The organism is Paenalicyclobacillus ferrooxydans (assembly GCF_001399675.1).
In the GTDB taxonomy this organism is placed as follows: Bacteria; Bacillota; Bacilli; order Alicyclobacillales; family Alicyclobacillaceae; genus Alicyclobacillus_B; species Alicyclobacillus_B ferrooxydans.
Genome location: NZ_LJCO01000108.1, coordinates 68,332 through 89,498 on the forward strand (window position 1 = coordinate 68,332; position 21,167 = coordinate 89,498).

Below are 21,167 nucleotides of genomic sequence, written 5' to 3' on the forward strand. Positions count from 1 at the left end.
AAAGCGCGGAAAATGCCACGGCGTAAAGCGAGAGCGTCGCAATACGCCGTAAAGTCAGTGTGAGGTCCCTTCAATCAATATGGATTTCTGTAAGTGATGCGTGAGCGAAAACGCTGGCGCGTCGAACCACATGTCCTGACTCGCACCCCATGTGGTGTCCACAGGAATCCAACGTTTTGCTGAACTGTCCCACACCTCATTCCATGCGTGTGATCCTTCGTCTGTTGGAGTACCCCCCATCCCTTCATCAATCTGGACGGTCAGACCCACAGCATGTGCCATCTCGGCGTAAAGCAGAGCGTAATCAGCACAGACACCCTCGCCCGTCTGCAGTGTCTGTAATGGCGTCTGGGCGTCCCATTGTCCTTTGGTGACGTAGTCTTGATACTTCTTCCAATTATATTTAATGTGGTGGATCTCCCATTCGTACAACGCGTAAGCCTTTGCTCTGTCCGTGTGCTGTCCTGCAGTAATCTGCTTCGCCAAGGTTGAAATCTGCGTCGGTACCACAAGAATCCCGCGCTCGGTTGCCGAAGGTGTTGGAATGACAAACAAGCTGATGTTCTTGGCAACAGCTTGCTCAGCGTCCTTCCCGAACACCGGCAGTTGGTTATCCAAAACTGGTGACAGATACGGCTTGTAGAGCTTTGTAACAGCGTACTGATACGGTTTCGACCCCGTTGCCGCCTGACTCAACCAAGGCCAAGCGAAGAAATGCAGAGCAGCAAACACGAGAGCACCTAAAAACAGTGATCGAATGGCCCCCGCAACTAAACCCAATCCGGCACCGAGCAGGTGGTTTTTGGCAATCAGCCCTGGTACGGCCCTGCGTGCTACTGCTGCAATTGGGCGAATGACCGCGTGTAAAATGGAAGACACAAGGACGTAAAAGACAATAAAAGCGATCACCTTTCCGACCTGAGGCGCTTGGTGCCAAAGCGATACCATGTGGTTCACCCAAGCCGAGCTGCTGGTTTGGTGCCATCCGGCGATCCGATTGGAAACCACATTCATCCACTTCCATGCCAGCCACACTGCCACTACGGCCGAGACGAGATACCCCGCCTGGAGAATCACCATCCCGAGCTGTGTGGCAAATCCGACACGCGCCCCAACGAGCAACGACCATAGCGTCACAACGGCAAATACAATGGTTAAGATCCCAATTTCCGTGATGATGTGAGGCACGTTTTCACCGCCCTTGTAGAAGTGTCTGTCAACGCTTAATTCGAAGGCATTATGACTACATACGGCTCAATTTTACTGTAGGTAACCGGTCCGATTCCCTTGACATTGTTCAAGTCTGCAACCGTGTGAAACAGTCCGTGTGTCTGTCTGTAATCAATGATGGCATTGGCTCTTGTCGGTCCAATCCCTGGGATGGTCTCCAAGGTCTTTGCATCTGCGGTGTTCAAGTCAATTTTAACCTGATTCTCCGTTTGCGAATGTGAGTTTGCAGCGTCTGGTTTCACCATACCAGATGTGGAGGACGGATCGGCGCTAAGTGTCACGTTTGGTATCACGATTTCTTCACCGTCATCGACGGGAGCAGCTAAGTTTACGGCTGAGCTGTCCTGTTGGTGCACAAAGCCCCCGGCAAGGGCGACCACATCCTGCACGCGGGCAGTCGATGGCGCGGTGACAAGTCCAGGACGCTTCACATCTCCTTTTACATCGACAACGATAGTATTCGGCACCGAAGTAAATCCTGTGTCTGTCGCACTATTGATTGATGACGAAGGCTGTATCCCTGACCCCGGCGTCATCTTTTCCACCTGAATCCGGGCAGCTGTGACACCAATGCCAATCCCCGCGACAAGGGCACAAATCATACCCAGAGCGACGAAGGTCCGTGATTTGAACACGCCCCCTTGGATGCCATGCCCAGAGGACCACTCGCCGTGCTTTGGCCAAAAGACCGGTTGGTTCGATTGATACAGACCTTCTTCATCTCCATCACTATGGCCCTTGTCCCCTCCAGTGACCCCTATATTCCCGTCGCTGTCGACGGCGAGAATGCTGTCTTCGTCAACGCTTATTTCTTGAACAGGCGTCCCATTCGGTTCTGAGTGATTCGTTTTGTCAGAGTCTGACATATTCTCATCTCCCTCACAGGTTCGCATAAGCATACAAATACAGACCATTCGTCGAATGGAGCGTCATCCCGTCTCACCAATGTAGACTCACAATTTCAGAATTTGGACTCACAATTTCAGAATACGGAAGGATTCGGCGTAAGGTGGTGTATCCCTGTGAAAAGATTGGAGATTCGCAGCGTCACCTGGAGACAGCTGCGTGGCAAATAGCAAGGGTTTCGTGTAAGATTGAGTAACGAGGAATCGGAGGGTTGCTGTGTTGCTCACTCCCAGCATGGAAGACTACCTGGAGAAAATTTACGAACTCATGCATGACAAGGGGTACGCACGTGTCTCGGATATTGCCGCGTCACTTGAGGTGCAGCCCTCGTCTGTCACAAAAATGCTTCAAAAACTCGATGAAAACCACTATGTTACATACGAGAAGTACAGAGGAATTTTGCTCACGTCGCGTGGGCAGCGACTTGGTAAATTAATGAAGGAACGGCACCACATGTTGGAGGAGTTTTTGCGAGTACTGGGTGTCCCCGAGGAAACCATCCATAAAGATGTCGAGGGTATTGAGCACCACGTCAGTCCGAACACCCTTCAATCCCTGCAGGCACTTGTCTTGTATTTCGATGACCATCCTGAGTCACTGAAAGGTCTTCAGTCCTATACGGCTCAGTTGGACGTTGAATCCAGTGACCAGACAGATGGTCGAGCCACGTGATGTGCTCGGCCACCTCACCAACGTTGCCACGATGTTCGCGGTCACACCAACAGTTTGACAACCACTCTGCACTGTTAAACAGCTTCAGGCCTGTATTTTTCGGGCAATCACGACGATTCGATCCGCCGACGAAGAGGGTGTCCGTCCAAAGTCCCCCATCATCTCTACGACTTCAAATCCCGCCTCTGATAAGACCGCCCGGACTGCTTTTTCCGAGTAAAACTGTTCCACATGGCGTTCAACGAACTTGCGATACAAACCCGGCCGCTCACCATCTTCAAAAAAGGCATGAACTTCGTATTCAATCCGCCCATCATCGTCGACATCCGAAGTGAACCACACTTCCGCATCATCGCGAAGGTCAAACCAAACTCCTTCTGACAGCTTTTCTATCCGGTCTGGTCCGAGCATATCAAAACAAAACAGGCCGCTGGGGCGCAGGAATTCGTGAAAACGACGAAATGCACCCAGAAGGTCATCTCTGGTGACAAGATAGTTCAAACTGTCACACGTGGACAAAAGCAGGTCAACGGGCACAGGCAAAGAAAGTTCACGCATATCCTGGCAAAGCCATGTAATGCGCAGATGTTCCCTGGCCGCTCGAGCGGCAGCTGTCGACAGCATGGTGGAAGCCACGTCAACCCCAATCAGGCGAGCACCGCGCCTTGCGAGTTCAAGCGCAAGGGTTCCCGTTCCACAGCCGACGTCTGCAACGGTCTCGCCCGATAAATTCAAACCGCTCAGCCACTTCAGCCAGTCGTCATATGGCGCATCCGCCATAAACCCATCGTAGATGTCCGCAAAGTGCTCGTAAGGCATCTCACTCATGCCTCAAACGGCACCTCCACTGCATCCCCCCACAGTCTCTCGAGGTTATAAAACTCCCGCTCTTCCGGTCGAAAAACGTGAACCACGAGATCGCCAAAATCGAGTAAGACCCATCTGGCCTCAGTCAACCCTTCGCGAGCCTTGCATGACACCCCGAGCGAAGCGAGCTTCTCTTCGACCGCACGGGCTACCGCATCAACCTGGGTACTCGAATTGGCAGAGCAGATGACAAAGCAATCTGCGATCGGCGTAAGCCCTGAAATGTCAAGAATCTTAATATCCTTGGCCTTTTTATCGGCAGCTGCGTTTGCAGCTTCCGTTGCGAGTTGATTGGCGGTTCTCTCCATTCAAATCCTCCCAGCATAGCGCTTGATGTCAGTTTCACGCCTCTGATTCACGGGCGTTTGTTATCTTACGTTCCCACAACTCATTTCTGGCCATTACGGTCAGTGGAAAAATCGGTTGATGTCGTTCCAGCAAATAGAGAATGGTGCTGTCCATCGAAGCCGCTAACGCTTCAGTCAGGTCGCGATCTGCAAGCTCTCGGATGTCATCTACGCCAGGATACTGACGTGAAGGTTCAATCGCGTCTGCAAGACACAGAATCATCTCCATCTTTGACATTGCCAGGCGTCCTGTTGTATGAAAGCGGATGGCGTTCTCGACATCCGTATGGTCTGGACCGAACCAATCACGAAATATGGATGCTGCAATGGGTCCGTGAAGCAAATTCGGAATCAGTGCAAATCCACTTGGAATTTCAATTTGCTCGGCATACTGTTCCAATTGAGCGATTGGCCATTCTCTGGCAATGTCGTGAATCCACGCCCCTAGACGAGCCCACTCCACATCTTCACCGTAGCGCTTGGCCAGTGCTTCAGTCGTCTTCACGACTCCCTCCGTGTGGCGAAACCGGGAGGGGCTGAGCGCGTCCCGGACTTTCTCCACTAACGTTTCCTCGGTCACGTTGAAACTCCCCTCACCCCAGAATCAAGAACCTGCGTACCTGTTCCATGTCTCGAGGACCATATCGGGGACCAAACCGCAGAGCGGTTTGCCCTGTTCAAGTCGTTCCCGAATAAAGGTTGACGAGACGTCGAGCATCGGCATACGCAACAGATGCGCACGGAGGTCTGGAAGAACCTCTTTCACCCGAGCGTACGTTTCTTCAAATGGGGCCTCTGCTCTTGCTGCAACCATAAAATCAATCCGTTTGGTTAACTCGTTACTGCCGTGCCACGTCGGCAGGTCGTGCAAGCTGTCTGAACCCATCAAGAATCGAAATTCCGTATCCGGATGTTGTTCCTGAAGAATTCGGACCGTGTCAACCGTGAAAGACAGCGCCTCTCGCTCTGCCTCCACCTCGCAGAGGACAAGGCCCTGGCTTCCTGCGATTAACTGTGCTGTCATATCTCTCCGAACTCGATAAGGGCTTACGAGCAGTCCTTCTTTGTGTGGAGGCGACGGAGCGGGCATGACCCACACTGCCTCACACTCGGTCTGTTCATAGGCCAGTTGAGCCATCATGAGGTGCCCAATATGAGGCGGGTCGAACGTCCCTCCGAATAGGACTACCGTTTTCATCTTGGCAGCTCAATCTCCGGATGTTCGGTTGATTTCCGGTACAGTACGACTGTTCGTCCAAGGGACTGCACCCACTCTGCTCCGGTCTCCTCGACAATCGCCTCGGCGATTTCGTCCCTGTCCTGCGGACTGGTTTCCAAAACCGATAGTTTCACCAGTTCGCGGGTCTCGAGTTCAATGTCCACCTGTTGCAAAACCCCGCCTGTAATCCCGCTCTTACCAATCTGCATAACCGGTTGCAGATGATGTGCCAAACTGCGCAGATATCTTTTTTGTTTTCCAGTTAACAAGCTGAACATCTTCCTTCCAATTTACAGTATACCACATAAGGTTTTCGGCTCTATAAGCCGATCTCGAACCCGAGTCTCCCGCCGCGCTTCGATGCATTCAACTGAACTCCAGAGTGCACGGCCCCATTCCCGCTTCAGAGCAGTGTACATGACTATAACAGACGTTCAAGCACGGCCTTTCGCATCTGTGCAGTCGGTGCGGCGAGACCCGTCCACAGCTCAAATGCCCTGGCACCTTGACCGATGAGCATCTGTGCACCGTCGATTGTGTGGGCTCCACGGGCAGCAGCCTGTTGCAGCAATGATGTTCGAAGTGGACGGTACACCAGATCCTGTACGACTTGCCCCTTGTGCAGACAAGTTACGTCGTCGAGGCAACTTGCCTCGCTGTTTGGCCACATGCCAACAGGGGTCGTCTGAATAACGTGATCCGCAGATTCGACGACGTCGTGACGCTCTTCCCACGGCACCGTACCGACGGTCAGCATGCTTTCAAACTCCGCCGCCAGGGCTTCTGACTGTTCTGTCCTTCGAGATGCAATCGTGACCCTTGCCCCTCGAGCGTGGACTGCCAACCCCGTTAGGACTGCTCGTGCCGCTCCACCGGCTCCGAGGAGTGAAACGCGCGACAAGGCCGTTGGCCGCGACTGAGCATCGAAGCTGCTCCACCAGCCTTCCACGTCTGTATTATGTCCAGTCCATAGACCATCTGACCCGAGTGTCAAGGTGTTCACGGCCTTTGCCATCCTCGCCTCATCTGTCACCGTTGACAGTCTCGCGTAGACGGTTTCTTTGTGCGGGATCGTAACGTTGACACCGCGAATCCCGAGAGCATGCAGTCCGTCGAGAGCGGCGCCGAGGTCCTTGGGATGAACTGCAAATGCCACATACCTGGCATCCATGCCAGAGGCATCAAAAGCTCGGTTCATCATCACAGGCGACAAGCTGTGCCCGACGGGATAGCCGATGAGACCGTAGATGTGCTGCATCGTTGTCCTCCCTGTAAATGAATGATGCTGAGTATCGCATACGGCGCCATCGCGGTCAACTGAAAAAAGCCGAATAACACAGTAAACCCACCCGCTGTCGGGTGGGTCATTGACTGGATATTCATGAGTTCATTGAGTTCATTTTTCAACAGCGGCCGATGGTATCTCCTTCGGTCTTCTATAAATTCTTCCTTGAAAGACTACCCTGTTGGATTATTTGCGAAAGTCGAGGACAGCCCGAAGCTCACCCTCCTCCATTCGCAGCGCAACGTCATGCAGATGATAGTCGGTTAATTCCGGATGCGTCTTTCGCGTATTCGACACAACCGTCTGCAACCGTCCAAACAGCCCATCAACAGACAACGTGTCCTCAAAGCTCTGGTGCAAGACTGGCACGACAACACGTTGACGCGCGGTTTGGTTCATCGTCAAATTGCTCATTTCTCTCACTCCACCACCTGGAACAGACTTCCTTTCCAGCATCCCCAATTCGAAAGTCTGTCAAACCTATGATCTCCGTCTAGCGGGACCCGCAATCCACGTGGTCGCGGGTCCTTGTCGGGATCCGATGTCGGGGGAGCCGGTCATCGAGGATGTTTTAGGTGTATTGCAGAGTGGGCGAGATTATGACACCGTATCTACGATTCAATTGGATGTTTCGTCTCGCTTTAGCAGATTGTCGCGGCCGAGGGTCGTCAGCGGCGAGGTTCCACGTGGTTGAGCGATCCGATAAGTCGCTCTCGCACAGATACATGTACACGAGACCTTGTCCAAACCGTACCTTCCAGCGGCAATCCGCTCAGGGCAACCCAGCCGAGCCCTGGAATCACAATGTCTCCTCCACGCACGCCGATTCGAATCTCCCCAAGCTCTTCACGCACAGTCGGTCTCCGAGTGCCGGCTCCTGCTTCCACCGAGAACCTCGACCAATTTCCGAGCGTCTCACGGCAGTCTTTACATGGATGATGCAGAATGTCATCACTATGCAGACGAACAAACTCGTCCGCCCGTTCCAGTTTCGTGCGGTGCACAACCAGGTCGTTGCTGACATAGAAGACGAGTGACTGTGCCGTTCCCTGAACAAAGTCGAATCGGGCAAACCCACCGAGGAAGATCGTTTGTCCAGGCTGCAGTTGATAGATCCGCGGGCGCAGCCGGCTGCTTGGAACGACAGCTTTTAAGCAGTCAATGCAAAGGGCATCTGTAACCCGGTCGTTCAAGATGAGACCTGGGGTATCAATGATGGTTTTACTCTTCCCGTCAGCAAACCGCATTTCAACCTGCGAATTTGCAAGCGTGGTTCCAGGAACGCGAGATTCTGTAAAACGTGTACCGCCCTCAACACGCGCCATCAGTGCGTTGAGAATACTTGACTTCCCTACGTTTGCCATACCGACTGCATAGACTCGGGTTTCTCGCCGCGCTGCGACCACCGACTGAAGCGTTTCGAGACCGACACTTTTTTCCGCGCTGACAAAGATGACATCCACCGGTTTGATTCCTTCGGACGCCAATTCATCACTGATCCATTTGCGCAGCAGCTTGGGTTCAATCTCCTTCGGCAAGAGATCAATCTTATTGACAACGGCCACGACAGGGCTGTTTCCAATGTATTCGTGCAGCGCTGGCACCATGGAGCCAGCGAGATCGAATACATCCAGCACATAAAGTACGAGACCCGGGCGCTGGAGCACGGCTGAGACTTCCTTGGCATAGGTCGAAAGCGGCAGGGCCACACGCGAAAATTCACCATAGTGCCGAATCCTGTAACACCGTCGGCAGAGCACATCTTCCTTGGTCAGCGCACTTGCTGGCACATACCCCGGTGCGTCGGCATCCTCTGACTGGAGTCGCGCTCCGCAGCCGATACATGTTTGGGCCATCCTGTATTCATCCTTCCATCACTGCTATGTATTCTTGAACTGAAGCAGGTCTGATGGTCGTGAAGCATCCTTGTTTCACTCACCAGACCATGTTTCACTCACCAGACCATTTTTTCATATTAACTGTTCCCGGGTCGTTTCGGTATCTCCAGACCACGACGCACCAACGCGCGCATCGCAACACCCTCCATGCGACGAACAATCCTCGTTCCCCACCACTCCCGTGGGTGCAGCGGCAAGACAAGGATGGTGTACGCACCAGCGCGTTTGCCGCCCCGGACATCAGTCAGGAGTTGGTCGCCTACCATCACTGTTTCCTCCGGACGTTTCGTAAACCGCCGCATGGCCTCGAGAAATGCGTCAGGTTTTGGCTTTTTTGCTGCCGCCATGTAGGGAATACCCGCAATCTCAGCAAAAGCATGTACCCGCGGTCCCTGGTTATTCGATACAATGCATACCTGGAATCCGACGCCTTGAGCGGTTTTCAGCCACTGCTTGAGATAACTCGGAACACCAGGGTCGTTCCACGGAACAAGTGTGTTATCAAGGTCTGTCAATATTAAGCGTCGACCCTCACGCCAAAGTTTTGTCAGATCAATATCTTTGATGGACGCCACATACTCATCGGGCATCATACTCATCCAAAAACTCGTGGCGTTCACCCCCGCGTAAAAATGAAGTTCACCCAAACCGCATACGAGAACAGTTCGATAGTCTTGAAACAGTTTAGTAGTCGAGCCGTCTGCTTTGATTCAAGACGCTGTCCGTCCTCAGTCAAACAATAGCATACAGGACCGCCTGCACCAAGCCAAAGCAGCCGGGGACGTCTCATTATCCGCACGGCGCATCTCATCCCAATGAACGAATTACACACTATCAAAATCACGTTACAATTCAGATAATATTTTTGATCAGACAATATTTTTGAAGCGTGTTCGTGCACAGATCTGAGTCTTGAACCCCTGTCTAAACAGGTCATAAGGAGGGAACAGCTTGACCGATGTGTTTTTTCGAGAGGTCAATCATGCGAATTTAGAAGACTACGATAGAGCCGTTCGTTCATTTACGTGGGACTCGGTGAACATCACTTTCGTTGGTCTGAAACCGGAAGCGTGAATCTGGCCTACGAAAGGACTGAACCTGAAGGACTGAACGAAAGGGACTTGAACCAAAGGAACTGCAACAAACAACTGTGCCAGAAAAGTTGCGCCAGAAAGACTGAGTACAATACCTAATCAACGAGTCAATACTCTGCACAAAGGCTGCCGAGACAAAACTGTCGCGGCAGCCTTTGATGTGAATCCTATCAGAGACCGAGTCAGGAAAGCCCTTTTCCTGCTCGCATCTCCTCGTACAGTTGGTTGAGTGCTTTACGCTCAATACGCGATACATACGACCGAGAAATTCCTAACTCGCTGGCAATTTCTCGCTGCGTTCGCTCCTCCCCGTCAGGGATGCCAAACCGCTTCATAATCACTTCCCGCTCTCGCTCCGGTAGGCGCGGCAAGCTTTCATACACCTTCTGTCGCTCCCAGCTCAGGTCGACTGTATCTTCCACTTCATCGGGATCGGTTCCAAGCAAGTCTGCCAGTGTCATTTCGTTGCCGTCTTTGTCGGTACCAATCGGATCGGACAGAGAAGAATGTCGACGATGCTTTTTACTGCTGCGCAGATACATCAGAATCTCGTTATTGATGCACCGAGCCGCGAATGTGGCCAGCTTCGTGCCGTGATTTGGCCGGTAACTCTCGACTGCTTTAATCAGCCCGATGGTCCCAATGGAGATGAGGTCCTCAGGGTCATAACCGGTCGAGTCAAATCGCTTTACCAAATGGGCCACCAGACGCAGGTTATGTTCAATCAACTTGTCTCTCGCCTGGCGGTCTCCCTCGGCCATCCTCGCTAAACAGGCTGCCTCTTCCTCGGCCGACAGCGGTGCCGGGAATGCGTTGTGCTTGACATAAGACACAAATACGGTGATGTCTTTCAGTACCAGGGCCAGTAATGCAAATAGTCCGGGCATATATCCACCTCCGTCTGCAACCGCTGTTTCTATCCTATGACCGGTTGTGACAGAAACTGCCTGTACGCAGTCAGAACGGCTTTGGCCATCTCATGAACAGAGGTATGGGCGGTTTGAGAAGGAACATCCCCCACGTAAATCGAGAAGGCAATCTGAGGGTTCGCGGCCGGGGCAAAACCAATCATCCAGCCGTTGACCCGTCCAGTAGGAAGTTCCGCGGTCCCCGTCTTGACTGCGGCAGACACCGGCAGTGAAGCGAGGTCGTGCGCGGTACCAGACGGATCTGTTACGGCCTCCTGCATGCCCGCCGCGATTTTACGCGCAGTGAAAGGAGACAACGCACGTTCACTCCCATTTTGTTCGAACCACCTTGCGGTCCGATGATTCATTTCTGCATCGAGCACCAACTGGACATCCCGGTAGGTCCCGTTTTGCGCAATCGTTGATGCAAGATTGGCGGCTTGGAGCGGTGAAATACGGACATCTTCTTGACCGATGGAGGTGTTTGCAAGCAAACCGTTGTCGTTTCCTGTACGCCGGAACAATGTACCGCCCTGAGCTTCCTCCAGGACAGGGTGACCCTTGACGGACTGAAGACCTGTCTCGGAGAGATGAAGCTTGTCCCAGACTGTCTCGAGTCCGACCCGGCCGACTCTTGTTCCGACAATCGAGAGTGCCACATCACAGGATCGCGCAATGGCATCGGTGAGAGTCTCCTTGCCGTGAACGGTCCAGCAGTGCATATTCACGCCGGGAAGATGCGAAACTCCATCACAGTAAAAAACAGCATCAGGAGTGAATCGATAACTCTCAAACGCTGCGGCAGCCGTGACGAGTTTCATGACCGAACCTGGGACGGCGGGTCGCACCACCGGAAGGTCCCAGGTGCCGGACGTCGACCGATTGGCGAGCGCCAGTGCCTCGTTGGTTTTCACATCAAGGATGACAACGGCCCCAAGCGGAACACGTGCGTTCGCAAGTGCCTGCTCAGCTGTCTCCTCCCAGAAGGGATCAAGTGTGGTGCGAAGGTCAGGACCCGGTTTTGGAGCGACTTGAAACATCTCGTCCGTATGGCTCTCGATTCCTGGGTGCCGCTCCACGCCGATATAGCCTGGCCGCTGACCTCTCAGCAATCTGTCAAATGACGCTTCGAGTCCACTCCGTCCTTGCTCCGCAATCACACGATCCGGTGTTGGCCATTCGTCTGGAAGTCCCACTTCACCCGCAATTTCTACTCCAGGCCTCGTACTCTTGTACGAGCCGTCGTAGGACCGTTCTGTATGCGACACATACGGAAAGGAACCGTTTAACGTGGTCAATTGCACGTGTTTCGTTTGTCCGCTGAGTGGTTGCCCATTGCGGTATAAAATGCGTCCTCGTGCATCGTCTGTCACGATTCCGCGCAGATGTTCCATTTGTGCTCGAACGCGGATATGATCCTGCCAGCGCAGGGGCCGTGGACCCGTATCAGGGATCAGGGTCAACAGAAAAAGCCGTCCAACCAGGACGGCCATAAGTACTGTGATAAGGGTCCAGATGCCGAGGATACGACGCCGTTGCATGAGATCCACGTCCTCACAGAGTCTCTCGGTAGTATCTCCGGCAATTTCCTGCTTCATGCATGGTAACAGTGCCCTGCGAGGCCATACGTGGTGACATTGACTTGCCAAATCGTCACTTTGCAAGTTGCCTGCACGCCTCCGGAACTACTTTCCGCCGTATTTCCGAAGGTTCGCCTGGCTCTTTTGAATATCGATGAGGTGTTGGGCCTCAGTCGACGAAAAATAGCTTGTCCCGCTCCCGTCATACTTCGCCACGTAGTACAGGTAGTTCGTCTTGGCAGGATTCAGTGCGGCCATGATGGACGCCATGCCGGGGCTGGCAATGGGACCCGGCGGCAACCCGTAATACATGTATGTGTTGTAGGGGTCTTTCACCTGCAAATCCTTGTCCGTCACGATATTCCGGTGTCCGAGGATATACAGAATCGTCGCATCAATCTGCAGTTTCATGTGGCGTTTCAAACGGTTTTCGATGACGCTGGCAATGAGCGGTCGGTCACTCGCCGCTTGTGCCTCTTTTTCCACCATCGAGGCAACTGTGATGAGGGTCGGCAGCGACTCTCCTTTCGCCTTCAGTGCTGTCATAATCCCTGCAGAATCAATGTGGCTCTGAAAATCCTGTAACATGGTATTTACCACAGCATGAGCCGACTCACCTTTTTGGAACTCATAGGTGTCCGGAAACAGATACCCTTCAAGCCGATACTTGATGTTTTTATGGTTAGGCAGCAACGCGACAAATGGTTCCTGGAACTGACCGTTCTGGATTTCATTCAAAAACGCCGCTTTTGTGCAAATGTTATCGGCAGCTAAACGGTCTGCAATCTGCATCACCGTAAATCCCTCTGGGATGGTCACCTTGATGTTATTCGGCACCACATCTCCGTTGGTCAGCTGTGCGACGATTTCGGAGATGCGAACCCCCGGCTGTATCGCATACGTGCCTGCCTTAAGACTTGTGCCTGCATGGTGGTAACGCACGTAGAGCCGAAAAATCAGGGCATTCTTGATGAGACCTGCCTGCTCGAGCTGTCCGCCAATCTCCGTAACGCTCTCCCCGCGTGCTACAACAATGCGTATGGGGTCCTGCCCACGGGCCGTCGGCGGCTGATACTCCTGATAGGCCCAAAGAAGTCCGCCGCCAACAACAATCACCAATATCAAACAGATAACGGCCCCAATCACGAGGCCGCGTACCTTGTTTCGGTTCTGGTTCATTGGTTCATGACTCAAACCCAACTCTCTCCTTAAGCACTTGCTTTCATAGCAGCGCGGCAACCGCACACATCCTACGTTCGCGACGGGCGATTCCGAAAGTCAAGATACGTCTGTAAGAGAACCGTTGCTGCGACGGCGTCAACCACCTGTTTGCGTTTGCTGCGACGCACATCCTGAGCGATCAGTGTCTTCTGCGCGGCAACGGTCGTCAAACGCTCATCAAACAGATGAACAGGCAAACCGCTCTGTTCTTCGAGTTCTTTTGCGAATTGTCGACAAATCTCAGCCTTATCTCCAGCCGAACCGTTCATATTGAGCGGCAGACCAACAACGATTTCTAAAACCTCACGTTCCTTTGCAATACGGACAATGTCGACAATCGCCTCTGGATCGGATCGGCGGCGGAGTACCTCAAGGCTCTGCGCGAGAAAACCGCTCGGATCGGACAGTGCCAGTCCGATCCGGACGGTTCCATAATCAACCGCGAGAATTCTGCCCATGCTGCTCCGCATACGCACGTACGAGTTCTTCGATCAACTCATCGCGCTCAATCCGCCGAATCGTGTTGCGCGCGTCCAAATGGTTGGTGATATAAGCGGGATCGCCAGAAATCAGGTACCCCGCTATCTGGTACACCGGATTGTATCCTTTCTCAGACAATGCCCGATATGCCAGTTGGAATGCTTTTTTCGCAGCCTCATTTTCGGACTTGGCCTCATACCGCATCGTGTGGTCGAAATTCACCAGCCCCACCTCACTCACCCTGTTTAAATCTAACCCTTTACCCGAAGCATGTCTTTCTACATGACAGTTCGCTTAATCTGCCGCATTTCCTGCGAGTTTTCGCACAATCCCGGCTGCACTTTCAATTGCATCCTGAACTTTGGCCGCGTCTTTACCGCCTGCTTGTGCCAAATCAGGTCGACCGCCTCCGCCTCCACCAGCGATCTTGGCGACCTCTTTGACAATCTGACCAGCCTGAAATCCCTTTTGTTGCAGGTCTTTGGACACTGCGGCTACAAACTGCGCCTTGTCGTCCTCGGCACTGCCGAGGACGAGAACATACGAGGTCATCCGATTCTTAATCTGATCGACCATCTGGCGAAGTCCATCCATGTCAGTGTCAGGAACGACTGCAGCGAGCAGCGGCACCCCCTGAATCGATGTAACTTGTCCCAACAGGTCGTTTGCCCGACCCTGCCTGAGTTTTGCCTTTACACTCTCAAGCTCGCGCTCTGTCTCACGCAACTCCTCAAGCAGCCGTTCAATTCGCGGCACCAGTTCTGTCTTTTGGGCCTTCAGAAGACCGGCTGCACTTCCTAGCCTCTCCTCCGTCTCGCGTACATTGTCATACGCATAGCGTCCGGTTACCGCCTCAATCCGACGCGTGCCAGAGCCGATACCCGCTTCGGACACAATCCGAAAGAGCCCGATGATACCGGTTCTGTCCACATGACAGCCACCACAGAGCTCAATACTGTAGTTCCCAGCCTGTACGACGCGGACCGTCTGACCGTATTTTTCACCAAACAGTGCCATCGCACCCATTGCTTTGGCGGCGTCAATGTCCATCTCTTCAATGACCACTGGGTAGTCGAGCCAGATGGCGTGATTGACCTTGCGCTCAACTTCGCGCAGCTCGTCTTCGGACATCGCCCCAAAGTGAGAGAAGTCGAAGCGAAGACGCCGCGGTTCAACGAGCGAACCGGCTTGCGCGACGTGCTCACCAAGGACTTCACGGAGCGCCTTGTGCAACAGGTGCGTTGCCGTGTGATTTTTCACTGTATCGCGACGCCAATCTGTGCGTACCTCTGCCTCTACCTGCGCGCCTTGCTTGAGGGTACCGCGAAGAACGCGTACGCTGTGGAGGTTTTGTCCGTGCGGTGCTTTATGCACGTCTTGTACCTCCACCTCTCCACCTTCAAAGCGGAGAACCCCTTCGTCAGCAACCTGGCCGCCGCTCTCAGCGTAAAATGGCGTGACATCGAGAATTAGTTCACCCTCATCGCCAGCCTGAAGTTCTGTCACCTCTTCGCCCTGCCGGACCAAGGCAACCACCTGACTGCTGGTCTTAAGCGTATCGTATCCGACAAATCGACTTGGCACTGTGATCCGTTCGATTGCGCCACGCTCTGCATTCATTCCTTCAGCGGTGTGTCTGGCTGACCGGGCCCGTTGGCGCTGTGCCTCGAGTAGTCCATTGAACCCTTCTTTGTCCACCGTGATACCCGCTTCGGCTGCAATCTCCTCGGTCAAGTCCAGTGGAAACCCAAACGTATCATAGAGACGGAATGCATCTTCTCCAGAGAGCACCGACTCACCCTTTTGCTGCAGATCCGAGAGGGCATTTTGCAGTAACTGCTCCCCTTCAGCCAAGGTCTCAAGGAAACGCTCCTCTTCTGTCCGGATGACGCGTTCAATAAACTCCAGCTTCTCCCGTACCTCAGGGTAGTCGTTCCCCATGATGTCAGCCACAACCGAAGCCAACTGATACAGAAACGGCTTCTCCATGCCGAGTTTACGGCCGCTGCGCACCGCCCTGCGAAGCAACCGGCGGATGATGTAACTCCGCCCTTCGTTGCCTGGGAGAACGCCGTCACCAACGGCGAAAGCCACGGTGCGAATATGGTCCGCAATAATCTTCAGCCAGACATCCGTCTGCTTGTCGACGCCATAGGTGACACTGGCAATCTTTTCGGTGGCTGCGATGATCGGACGGAACAGGTCCGTCTCAAAGTTATTCAGTACGTTTTGCATGATCGACGTGATCCGCTCAAGCCCCATGCCTGTATCAATGTTTTTCTTCGGGAGCGGTGTATACTCTCCGTTCGCCTCTTTGTTGTACTGCGTAAAGACCAGGTTCCAGACCTCGAGGTACCTGTCACAGTCGCAACCCGGACCGCAAGTCGGCTCTTTGCATCCGAGTGCCTCACCGCGATCGTAAAAAATCTCAGAGCACGGTCCACACGGCCCTTCGCCAATTTCCCAAAAGTTATCTTCGTCTCCGAGCACGATCCGCTCTTTTGGCAGACCGATCTTCTCGAGCCAAATGGCGAACGCTTCGTCATCCGAGTGGTGTACCGTCACCGACAGCAGTTCCGGTTCGAGCTCGAGAACACCCGTCAAAAATTCCCAAGCAAATCCGATGGCCTCGTTTTTAAAATAATCGCCAAACGAAAAGTTGCCGAGCATCTCGAACATCGTCTGATGGCGAGCTGTGTAACCTACGTTTTCAATGTCGTTTGTACGAATGCACTTTTGTGCCGTCACAATTCGCGGATTTTCCGGGATCTCGCGTCCATCAAAATACGGTTTCAACGGCGCCATACCCGCATTGATCCAGAGCAGCGTCGGATCATCATGCGGCACAAGGCTGGCGCTTGGCAATGCCAGGTGACCCTGCTTCACAAAGTAATCTTTAAAGGCGTTACGAATTTCTTCAGCTGACATCCGCTTCATTGACTTGCCTCCTTGTCACCTACGTCTTGTCCTTGTCTTGGACAATAAAAAAAGCCCCTCATCCCCACAGGGACGAGCAGCTCTCTCGCGGTACCACCCTGATTACGGAGACCAACTGATGGTCACCGTCACTCTGCCGCAATAACGGGCGGACCCGGCGCTTTTCACGCACTTGGGAGGGGCTTCTGCACTGAACCTGCGAAACACCTTTCAGCCGAGGGTGCTCTCTCTGGACGCTGGCACTCAATACATACTTGTTTCCCGCATCGATTTCAGGACTATGCTCTAAAACTCTGCTTTCAGGACTCTCGCAAACTTACATCTGGAACTATCTCGAACCTACATTTGGAACCGTCTCGGACTCACTGTTGGAACTTTCAAGGACCGGCTGTTGGCGAGCCCGTCCTCGTGCCGAACTGGCCTTCGCCAGTAACGAAGCAGACTTCACCATTGCCAGATATTATCTGGATTTCTGGTCACATTGTAGTGAAAGTTGCCGATTCTGTCAAATCAGTTGATTAAACTTTCCCGTGGCCCACAGGCGTGCCGAGGTGTCCGAGAAGGGTGACCAACCCAACACACGCGGGTAGCAGTGTAAAGACGATACACAGGACACTTCGTCGCAGCTGCGTTTCTCCGCCGCGTGTAAGTGGAAAAAAACCGTACACGGCGAGAATCAGCCCTAGCCAGACCGTCAGCCAGTAACCGACCGAGATGGCTAGCGCAAACGTATGGACATGGAGGCTTTGCAAAACATATAAGACCACAAAAATTATGCCATCAAAAACAGACACCACACTGACCCACCGTGGCATGCGCATCTTCGTCACCCCATCGTAATCCCGCTTGTTGCGTCAATCTGGCTGATCCGCTACTCGTCTGACCCTGACAACGCAATCTGAAGTACGCGAAACATCAGCGGATCAACAGCCTACCATATTGTGCAGAATGGATGTGGATTTGTAAATGGACATGTAGGACTAGGCCTGGGGTTTCCGCAGTTCCTTCCAAGTGGAAACGACAACCTTAAGAACCGCCAGAATAGGAACGGCACAAACCAACCCGAGAATTCCACCCACCTCACCGCCAATCAGCAATGCAGCAACGATCGCCATCGGGTGCATATGCAACGTCTTCCCCATAATCTGTGGAGAAATCAGGTTGCCTTCAAGCTGCTGCACTACAATGTTGACAATTAGGACCTTCAGCGCCATCTGCGGACTGATTGACAAACCCATGATGAGTGCCGGCAGCGCTCCGATGAACGGACCAATATACGGAATCATATCAACAACGGCAAGAAACGAAGCAAACAACAATGCATAGGGTAGTCGAATAACCAGAAAGCCAGCGTATGTGAGTACACCCACAACCAGCATCACGAGCAGTTGACTGCGAACATAGGTGCCCAACGTTTCATCAACAGTTAGCAAGAGGGTCTTCACGTCGGGCCGATATCTCGCCGGGATGGCGCGCAACACTCCTCGGCCAATGGCGCGTCCATCTTTTAACATGTAGAAGACGAGGAACGGCACCACGAAAATCACAAAGATGGCACTTACCGTACTTGTCAGCATCGCAAATAGATTTGAAACCGAGCCAGCGAGACCCTGTTCCGCTTTCGTCAGTGCGCTTTCAACACCTTTTCGCACTGCATCCGGCAGGTACTTCTTGTGCGATGAGACGACCCCAATCCAATGATCCACCTGCTGAACTAGCGTCGGAAAATGCTGAGTGAGCTGCACAAACTGTCTTGTGACTGCTGGAATCGCCTGCAATACCGCAACGGCTACAAGAAGCACAAAAGCCAGATAAATAATCATGATGGCCATTCCTCGCGGAACCCTTCGTCTGACGAGGAGCTCCACGATGGGTTGCAGTGCATAAGCGATGACCAACGAAATAAGAAATGGCAAGAGGACAACGTAAATCACCTGCCACAGATCCTGTAGAAATCCACGCAGCATGCCAAGCAGGTAAACACAAGCAAGTGTGACGAGCACAGACAGGGCGATTCTGAGATAGCGACTTGATATATCCATGGCCATCTCTCCTTCACAATCCCCGCTGCAACAAAAGTCCAATGCAACAACGGGCGCGAGTACGAACCTGGCTTCAGTCCTGGACAAACCTTAACTTCAATCCAGGAAAGACCCATAGCTTCAATTCTGGGAAAAACCTTAACTTTGGTCTGAAAAAACCTTAACTTTGATCCTGGAAAATCGGTAAAAGACCGTACTTCTCATCCTTCCACAGTATATGCATGTCCTATACACATCATTTCGTCTGTTGGAGCACTTGTATCGAACGCGCTGGTATACACAACGTTGCGCGTTGCATACGGTGGTGGGGAGAGGTCTTGTCCATTTTCTTCTCCACAAGTGTGACCCGCTTTAACCGTAACCCGCATGTGTTTCAGAGCAGATACCCAATGCCACGTTCAGGCCGGAGGTGTTTTTACTTGAAAATCGCTGCCGTAGCTGCATTTGGGTTTTTCGGCGCCTTGTTGCGATTTTTCATCACTGAAAATCTTGGAACAATGCATGGGTTTCCAACGGCGACGTTGTTCATTAATTTAACGGGCGCTTTTATTTTAGGCTGGTTTTACACCATTACGATTCAGCGAATGTACGTTCATCCACTCTTTCGGTTAGGGCTTGGAACAGGATTTTTGGGTGCTTTCACCACGTTTTCAACCTTCGCAGTCGAGATGTGGAAACTAATGAACGCTGGCATGGACAGCACCGCAGCTCTCTATGTCACGTTCACAGTAATAGGCGGGCTGCTAGCTTGTTGGATAGGCATATTGGCGGGAAGCTGGCAAGCATATTCACGCCGTCCGCTGCAGAGAAGAAGCCGGTAAGGTGGGATGGATTTTGGGCGGTCATTTAAGCGTAGTGATGACTTACAATGCAAGCTGGATCTTGGTGGGCCTTGGCGGAAGTCTAGGCGCTGCCGCCCGCTATCTCGTTGGGCGTTGGGCTGAGTTGAGGTATTCGTTCTTCCGCTTCCCCATAGGGACACTTCTGGTCAACGTGACGGGCTCCTTTCTGCTTGGCCTGATCACGCGTTCTGCCGGCCTGCTTCTGCCACACTATGCACTCATGTTGAGTCTATTTCTTGGAGTCGGGTTTTGCGGGGCCTACACGACTTTCTCCACGTTCTCCTATGAAACAATTACGCTGATCCGCCAGCATCGTAGAACCACAGCGGTCATCTATGTGGCCGCATCCCTATTAATCGGTTTCGCGGCTAGCGGACTCGGCCTCTACGGACTTCCTCACATGTAAGATATTATACATACCTGCGCTGTGGACGACACGAGCGTACAAATGGAGCGTACAAACGGCGCCAAGACACAAAAGTTCCTTTGTTAGGCGCATAACGAACAAAAGTGCCGCATCGCCTTAATGGGAACGAACAAATCTTCCTCTCTGGCTCCCTTTGCACATGGTGGCTGACATTTTAGCGTACAGGACTTCCCTTGTTGCCTCGGTTCACCTACTTTTGAGGGCTGCGAACCCCTACAAGAGAAGTTTTTTTCGTTGTTTCGTCCGTATCCGGCTGGATTCAGCCATCAACGAACATTCTTTCCCTTATCCGTCTAGCCTAGGGCCCCCCGTGCAACGTCACTTAACCCACGCGTGCAGCGGGCAGGCCGCAGGACTGCCTTCCACATCCTCTTTTCGTTATCCTCTTTTCGTTTTGCGTTACGTCCCTGTCTCTCATTCTCTTTTGTCCTTCGCCTTACCATTTCCTGTCACCTCACAGCTTTCAGATTCAAAGTGAAATGCAAAGGACGAAGCGTAGAAGGTGCGCGCCTTCGCGCGCGAATCAGTAAGGACAGGGGACGCACCGAGCGAGGTCTCCGGCGCAGCCCGGCCCGGCGGTACAAACGGAGCCAAGACACAAAAGTTCCTTTGTTAGATGTATAACGAACAAAAGTGCCGCATCGCCTTAATGGGAACGAACAAATCTTCCTCTCTGGCTCCCTTTGCACATGGTGGCTGACATTTTAGCGTACAGGACTTCCCTTGTTGCCTCGGTTCACCTACTTTTGAGGGCTGCGAACCCTTACAAGGGAAGTCCTGTTCGTTGTTTCGTCCGTATCCGGCTGGATTCAGCCATCAACGAACATTCCTTCCCTTATCCGGCTAGCTAGCCTAAAGAACCCCTGCAACGTCACTTAATCCGTGAGTGCATTGGGCAGGCTGCAGGCCTGCCTTCCACATCCTCTTTTTGTTTTGCGTTACTTCCCTGCCTCTCATTCTCTGTTGTCCTTTGCCTTATCATTTTCGATGACATCACAGCTTTCAAATTCAAAGCAAAGTGCAAGAGACAATGCGTAGAAGGTGCGCGCCTTCGCGCGCGAATCAATCAGGACACAACACAAAAAAGCCCAGCATCTCTGCTGAGCCCTCTGTGTTACTCACTTGCCTGGCAACGTCCTACCTTCCCAGGAACTCGCGCTCCAAGTATTATCGGCGCTGGAGGTCTTAACGGTCGTGTTCGGCATGGGTACG

23 protein-coding genes and 1 rRNA gene are annotated in these 21,167 nt (G+C 52.8%); 4 read left to right on the forward strand and 20 right to left on the reverse strand.

Translation table 11 applies throughout. The annotated features are described in order from the left end of the window. Nucleotides 1-54: 54 nt before the first annotated feature. Both AN477_RS23440 and AN477_RS23445 read right to left on the reverse strand, forming a co-directional pair. Nucleotides 55-1,188, reverse strand: coding sequence for a transglutaminase domain-containing protein (locus AN477_RS23440; protein ID WP_054971590.1), 1,134 nt, complete (start codon nucleotides 1,186-1,188; stop codon nucleotides 55-57). Nucleotides 1,189-1,223: 35 nt separating this feature from the next. Next, nucleotides 1,224-2,096, reverse strand: coding sequence for a ComEA family DNA-binding protein (locus AN477_RS23445; protein WP_054971591.1), 873 nt, complete (start codon nucleotides 2,094-2,096; stop codon nucleotides 1,224-1,226). 259 nt (nucleotides 2,097-2,355) lie between these two features. Between AN477_RS23445 and mntR the strand changes: the two genes are divergently transcribed. Beyond that, nucleotides 2,356-2,808: a transcriptional regulator MntR gene (gene mntR, locus AN477_RS23450; protein ID WP_054971618.1), complete on the forward strand. Its 453-nt coding sequence runs from the start codon at nucleotides 2,356-2,358 to the stop codon at nucleotides 2,806-2,808. 84 nt (nucleotides 2,809-2,892) lie between these two features. On the opposite strand, the gene AN477_RS23455 is transcribed toward mntR, so the two are convergent. The 9 genes from AN477_RS23455 to AN477_RS23495 all read right to left on the reverse strand — a co-directional run bounded on the left by AN477_RS23455 (nucleotide 2,893) and on the right by AN477_RS23495 (nucleotide 9,023). Next, the gene (locus tag AN477_RS23455) at nucleotides 2,893-3,636 is read right to left on the reverse strand and encodes a class I SAM-dependent DNA methyltransferase (RefSeq protein ID WP_054971592.1); all 744 of its coding nucleotides are present in this window, start codon (nucleotides 3,634-3,636) and stop codon (nucleotides 2,893-2,895) included. Further along, the gene (rsfS, locus tag AN477_RS23460) at nucleotides 3,633-3,983 is read right to left on the reverse strand and encodes a ribosome silencing factor (RefSeq protein ID WP_054971593.1); all 351 of its coding nucleotides are present in this window, start codon (nucleotides 3,981-3,983) and stop codon (nucleotides 3,633-3,635) included. The genes AN477_RS23455 and rsfS overlap by 4 nt, the downstream gene beginning before the upstream one ends. A gap of 34 nt (nucleotides 3,984-4,017) precedes the next feature. Next, nucleotides 4,018-4,602, reverse strand: coding sequence for a bis(5'-nucleosyl)-tetraphosphatase (symmetrical) YqeK (yqeK, locus tag AN477_RS23465; protein WP_054971594.1), 585 nt, complete (start codon nucleotides 4,600-4,602; stop codon nucleotides 4,018-4,020). 24 nt (nucleotides 4,603-4,626) lie between these two features. Further along, nucleotides 4,627-5,220, reverse strand: coding sequence for a nicotinate (nicotinamide) nucleotide adenylyltransferase (gene nadD / locus AN477_RS23470; RefSeq protein ID WP_054971595.1), 594 nt, complete (start codon nucleotides 5,218-5,220; stop codon nucleotides 4,627-4,629). Beyond that, nucleotides 5,217-5,510, reverse strand: coding sequence for a ribosome assembly RNA-binding protein YhbY (gene yhbY, locus AN477_RS23475; protein WP_054971596.1), 294 nt, complete (start codon nucleotides 5,508-5,510; stop codon nucleotides 5,217-5,219). The genes nadD and yhbY overlap by 4 nt, the downstream gene beginning before the upstream one ends. Before the next feature lie 152 nt (nucleotides 5,511-5,662). Next, complete coding sequence (locus AN477_RS23480; RefSeq protein WP_054971597.1) at nucleotides 5,663-6,499, reverse strand: shikimate dehydrogenase; 837 nt, start codon at nucleotides 6,497-6,499, stop codon at nucleotides 5,663-5,665. Between the two features lie 213 nt (nucleotides 6,500-6,712). After that, the gene (locus AN477_RS23485) at nucleotides 6,713-6,940 is read right to left on the reverse strand and encodes a hypothetical protein (RefSeq protein WP_054971598.1); all 228 of its coding nucleotides are present in this window, start codon (nucleotides 6,938-6,940) and stop codon (nucleotides 6,713-6,715) included. A gap of 254 nt (nucleotides 6,941-7,194) precedes the next feature. Then, nucleotides 7,195-8,382: a ribosome biogenesis GTPase YqeH gene (gene yqeH / locus AN477_RS23490; protein WP_054971599.1), complete on the reverse strand. Its 1,188-nt coding sequence runs from the start codon at nucleotides 8,380-8,382 to the stop codon at nucleotides 7,195-7,197. A gap of 119 nt (nucleotides 8,383-8,501) precedes the next feature. Then, a complete protein-coding gene (locus AN477_RS23495; protein ID WP_054971600.1) occupies nucleotides 8,502-9,023 on the reverse strand; it encodes a YqeG family HAD IIIA-type phosphatase in 522 nt (173 codons plus the stop codon). A 352-nt stretch (nucleotides 9,024-9,375) separates the two neighbouring features. Between AN477_RS23495 and AN477_RS25745 the strand changes: the two genes are divergently transcribed. Further along, entirely contained in the window at nucleotides 9,376-9,498 is a 123-nt protein-coding gene (locus AN477_RS25745) for a hypothetical protein (RefSeq protein ID WP_281176401.1), read from the forward strand. Nucleotides 9,499-9,700: 202 nt separating this feature from the next. Here the strand turns inward: AN477_RS25745 and sigK are convergent, their stop codons facing one another. The 8 genes from sigK to AN477_RS23535 all read right to left on the reverse strand — a co-directional run bounded on the left by sigK (nucleotide 9,701) and on the right by AN477_RS23535 (nucleotide 18,686). After that, nucleotides 9,701-10,405, reverse strand: coding sequence for an RNA polymerase sporulation sigma factor SigK (gene sigK / locus AN477_RS23500; protein ID WP_054971601.1), 705 nt, complete (start codon nucleotides 10,403-10,405; stop codon nucleotides 9,701-9,703). Between the two features lie 29 nt (nucleotides 10,406-10,434). After that, on the reverse strand, nucleotides 10,435-11,967 hold the full coding sequence (locus tag AN477_RS23505) for a penicillin-binding transpeptidase domain-containing protein (protein WP_169787953.1): 1,533 nt from the start codon (nucleotides 11,965-11,967) through the stop codon (nucleotides 10,435-10,437). A 144-nt stretch (nucleotides 11,968-12,111) separates the two neighbouring features. Then, a complete protein-coding gene (gene mltG / locus AN477_RS23510; RefSeq protein ID WP_054971603.1) occupies nucleotides 12,112-13,200 on the reverse strand; it encodes an endolytic transglycosylase MltG in 1,089 nt (362 codons plus the stop codon). 56 nt (nucleotides 13,201-13,256) lie between these two features. Beyond that, nucleotides 13,257-13,685 (reverse strand): Holliday junction resolvase RuvX, encoded by a 429-nt coding sequence (ruvX, locus tag AN477_RS23515; protein WP_054971604.1) that lies wholly within the window; start codon nucleotides 13,683-13,685, stop codon nucleotides 13,257-13,259. Further along, entirely contained in the window at nucleotides 13,663-13,911 is a 249-nt protein-coding gene (locus AN477_RS23520) for an IreB family regulatory phosphoprotein (RefSeq protein ID WP_157062150.1), read from the reverse strand. Before AN477_RS23520 ends, ruvX begins: the two co-directional genes overlap by 23 nt. A 90-nt stretch (nucleotides 13,912-14,001) precedes the next feature. After that, nucleotides 14,002-16,635, reverse strand: coding sequence for an alanine--tRNA ligase (alaS, locus tag AN477_RS23525; RefSeq protein ID WP_054971620.1), 2,634 nt, complete (start codon nucleotides 16,633-16,635; stop codon nucleotides 14,002-14,004). Nucleotides 16,636-17,162: 527 nt separating this feature from the next. Next, nucleotides 17,163-17,465: a hypothetical protein gene (locus AN477_RS23530; RefSeq protein ID WP_054971605.1), complete on the reverse strand. Its 303-nt coding sequence runs from the start codon at nucleotides 17,463-17,465 to the stop codon at nucleotides 17,163-17,165. Between the two features lie 159 nt (nucleotides 17,466-17,624). Continuing rightward, complete coding sequence (locus tag AN477_RS23535) at nucleotides 17,625-18,686, reverse strand: AI-2E family transporter (RefSeq protein ID WP_157062147.1); 1,062 nt, start codon at nucleotides 18,684-18,686, stop codon at nucleotides 17,625-17,627. A gap of 419 nt (nucleotides 18,687-19,105) precedes the next feature. On the opposite strand from AN477_RS23535, the gene crcB (AN477_RS23540) reads away from it, so the two are divergent. Both crcB (AN477_RS23540) and crcB (AN477_RS23545) read left to right on the forward strand, forming a co-directional pair. Then, nucleotides 19,106-19,507, forward strand: coding sequence for a fluoride efflux transporter CrcB (gene crcB / locus AN477_RS23540; protein WP_054971607.1), 402 nt, complete (start codon nucleotides 19,106-19,108; stop codon nucleotides 19,505-19,507). Nucleotides 19,508-19,520: 13 nt separating this feature from the next. After that, the gene (gene crcB / locus AN477_RS23545) at nucleotides 19,521-19,934 is read left to right on the forward strand and encodes a fluoride efflux transporter CrcB (RefSeq protein WP_245631949.1); all 414 of its coding nucleotides are present in this window, start codon (nucleotides 19,521-19,523) and stop codon (nucleotides 19,932-19,934) included. 1,145 nt (nucleotides 19,935-21,079) lie between these two features. On the opposite strand, the gene rrf is transcribed toward crcB (AN477_RS23545), so the two are convergent. Next, nucleotides 21,080-21,167, reverse strand: a 5S ribosomal RNA gene (rrf, locus tag AN477_RS23550); the annotation flags it as partial.

Excerpts from the sequence above, each read along its gene's own strand:
- ruvX (WP_054971604.1), bottom strand. The coding sequence starts at position 13,685 with ATGGGCAGAATTCTCGCGGTTGATTATGGAACCGTCCGGATCGGACTG.
- alaS (WP_054971620.1), bottom strand. The coding sequence starts at position 16,635 with ATGTCAGCTGAAGAAATTCGTAACGCCTTTAAAGATTACTTTGTGAAG.
- AN477_RS23535 (WP_157062147.1), bottom strand. The coding sequence starts at position 18,686 with ATGGATATATCAAGTCGCTATCTCAGAATCGCCCTGTCTGTGCTCGTC.
- AN477_RS23445 (WP_054971591.1), bottom strand. The coding sequence starts at position 2,096 with ATGTCAGACTCTGACAAAACGAATCACTCAGAACCGAATGGGACGCCT.
- AN477_RS23505 (WP_169787953.1), bottom strand. The coding sequence starts at position 11,967 with ATGCAACGGCGTCGTATCCTCGGCATCTGGACCCTTATCACAGTACTT.
- AN477_RS23455 (WP_054971592.1), bottom strand. The coding sequence starts at position 3,636 with ATGAGTGAGATGCCTTACGAGCACTTTGCGGACATCTACGATGGGTTT.
- nadD (WP_054971595.1), bottom strand. The coding sequence starts at position 5,220 with ATGAAAACGGTAGTCCTATTCGGAGGGACGTTCGACCCGCCTCATATT.
- AN477_RS23480 (WP_054971597.1), bottom strand. The coding sequence starts at position 6,499 with ATGCAGCACATCTACGGTCTCATCGGCTATCCCGTCGGGCACAGCTTG.
- AN477_RS23485 (WP_054971598.1), bottom strand. The coding sequence starts at position 6,940 with ATGAGCAATTTGACGATGAACCAAACCGCGCGTCAACGTGTTGTCGTG.
- AN477_RS23520 (WP_157062150.1), bottom strand. The coding sequence starts at position 13,911 with ATGCGGTATGAGGCCAAGTCCGAAAATGAGGCTGCGAAAAAAGCATTC.
- rsfS (WP_054971593.1), bottom strand. The coding sequence starts at position 3,983 with ATGGAGAGAACCGCCAATCAACTCGCAACGGAAGCTGCAAACGCAGCT.
- yqeH (WP_054971599.1), bottom strand. The coding sequence starts at position 8,382 with ATGGCCCAAACATGTATCGGCTGCGGAGCGCGACTCCAGTCAGAGGAT.
- sigK (WP_054971601.1), bottom strand. The coding sequence starts at position 10,405 with ATGCCCGGACTATTTGCATTACTGGCCCTGGTACTGAAAGACATCACC.
- AN477_RS23530 (WP_054971605.1), bottom strand. The coding sequence starts at position 17,465 with ATGCGCATGCCACGGTGGGTCAGTGTGGTGTCTGTTTTTGATGGCATA.
- AN477_RS23495 (WP_054971600.1), bottom strand. The coding sequence starts at position 9,023 with ATGAGTATGATGCCCGATGAGTATGTGGCGTCCATCAAAGATATTGAT.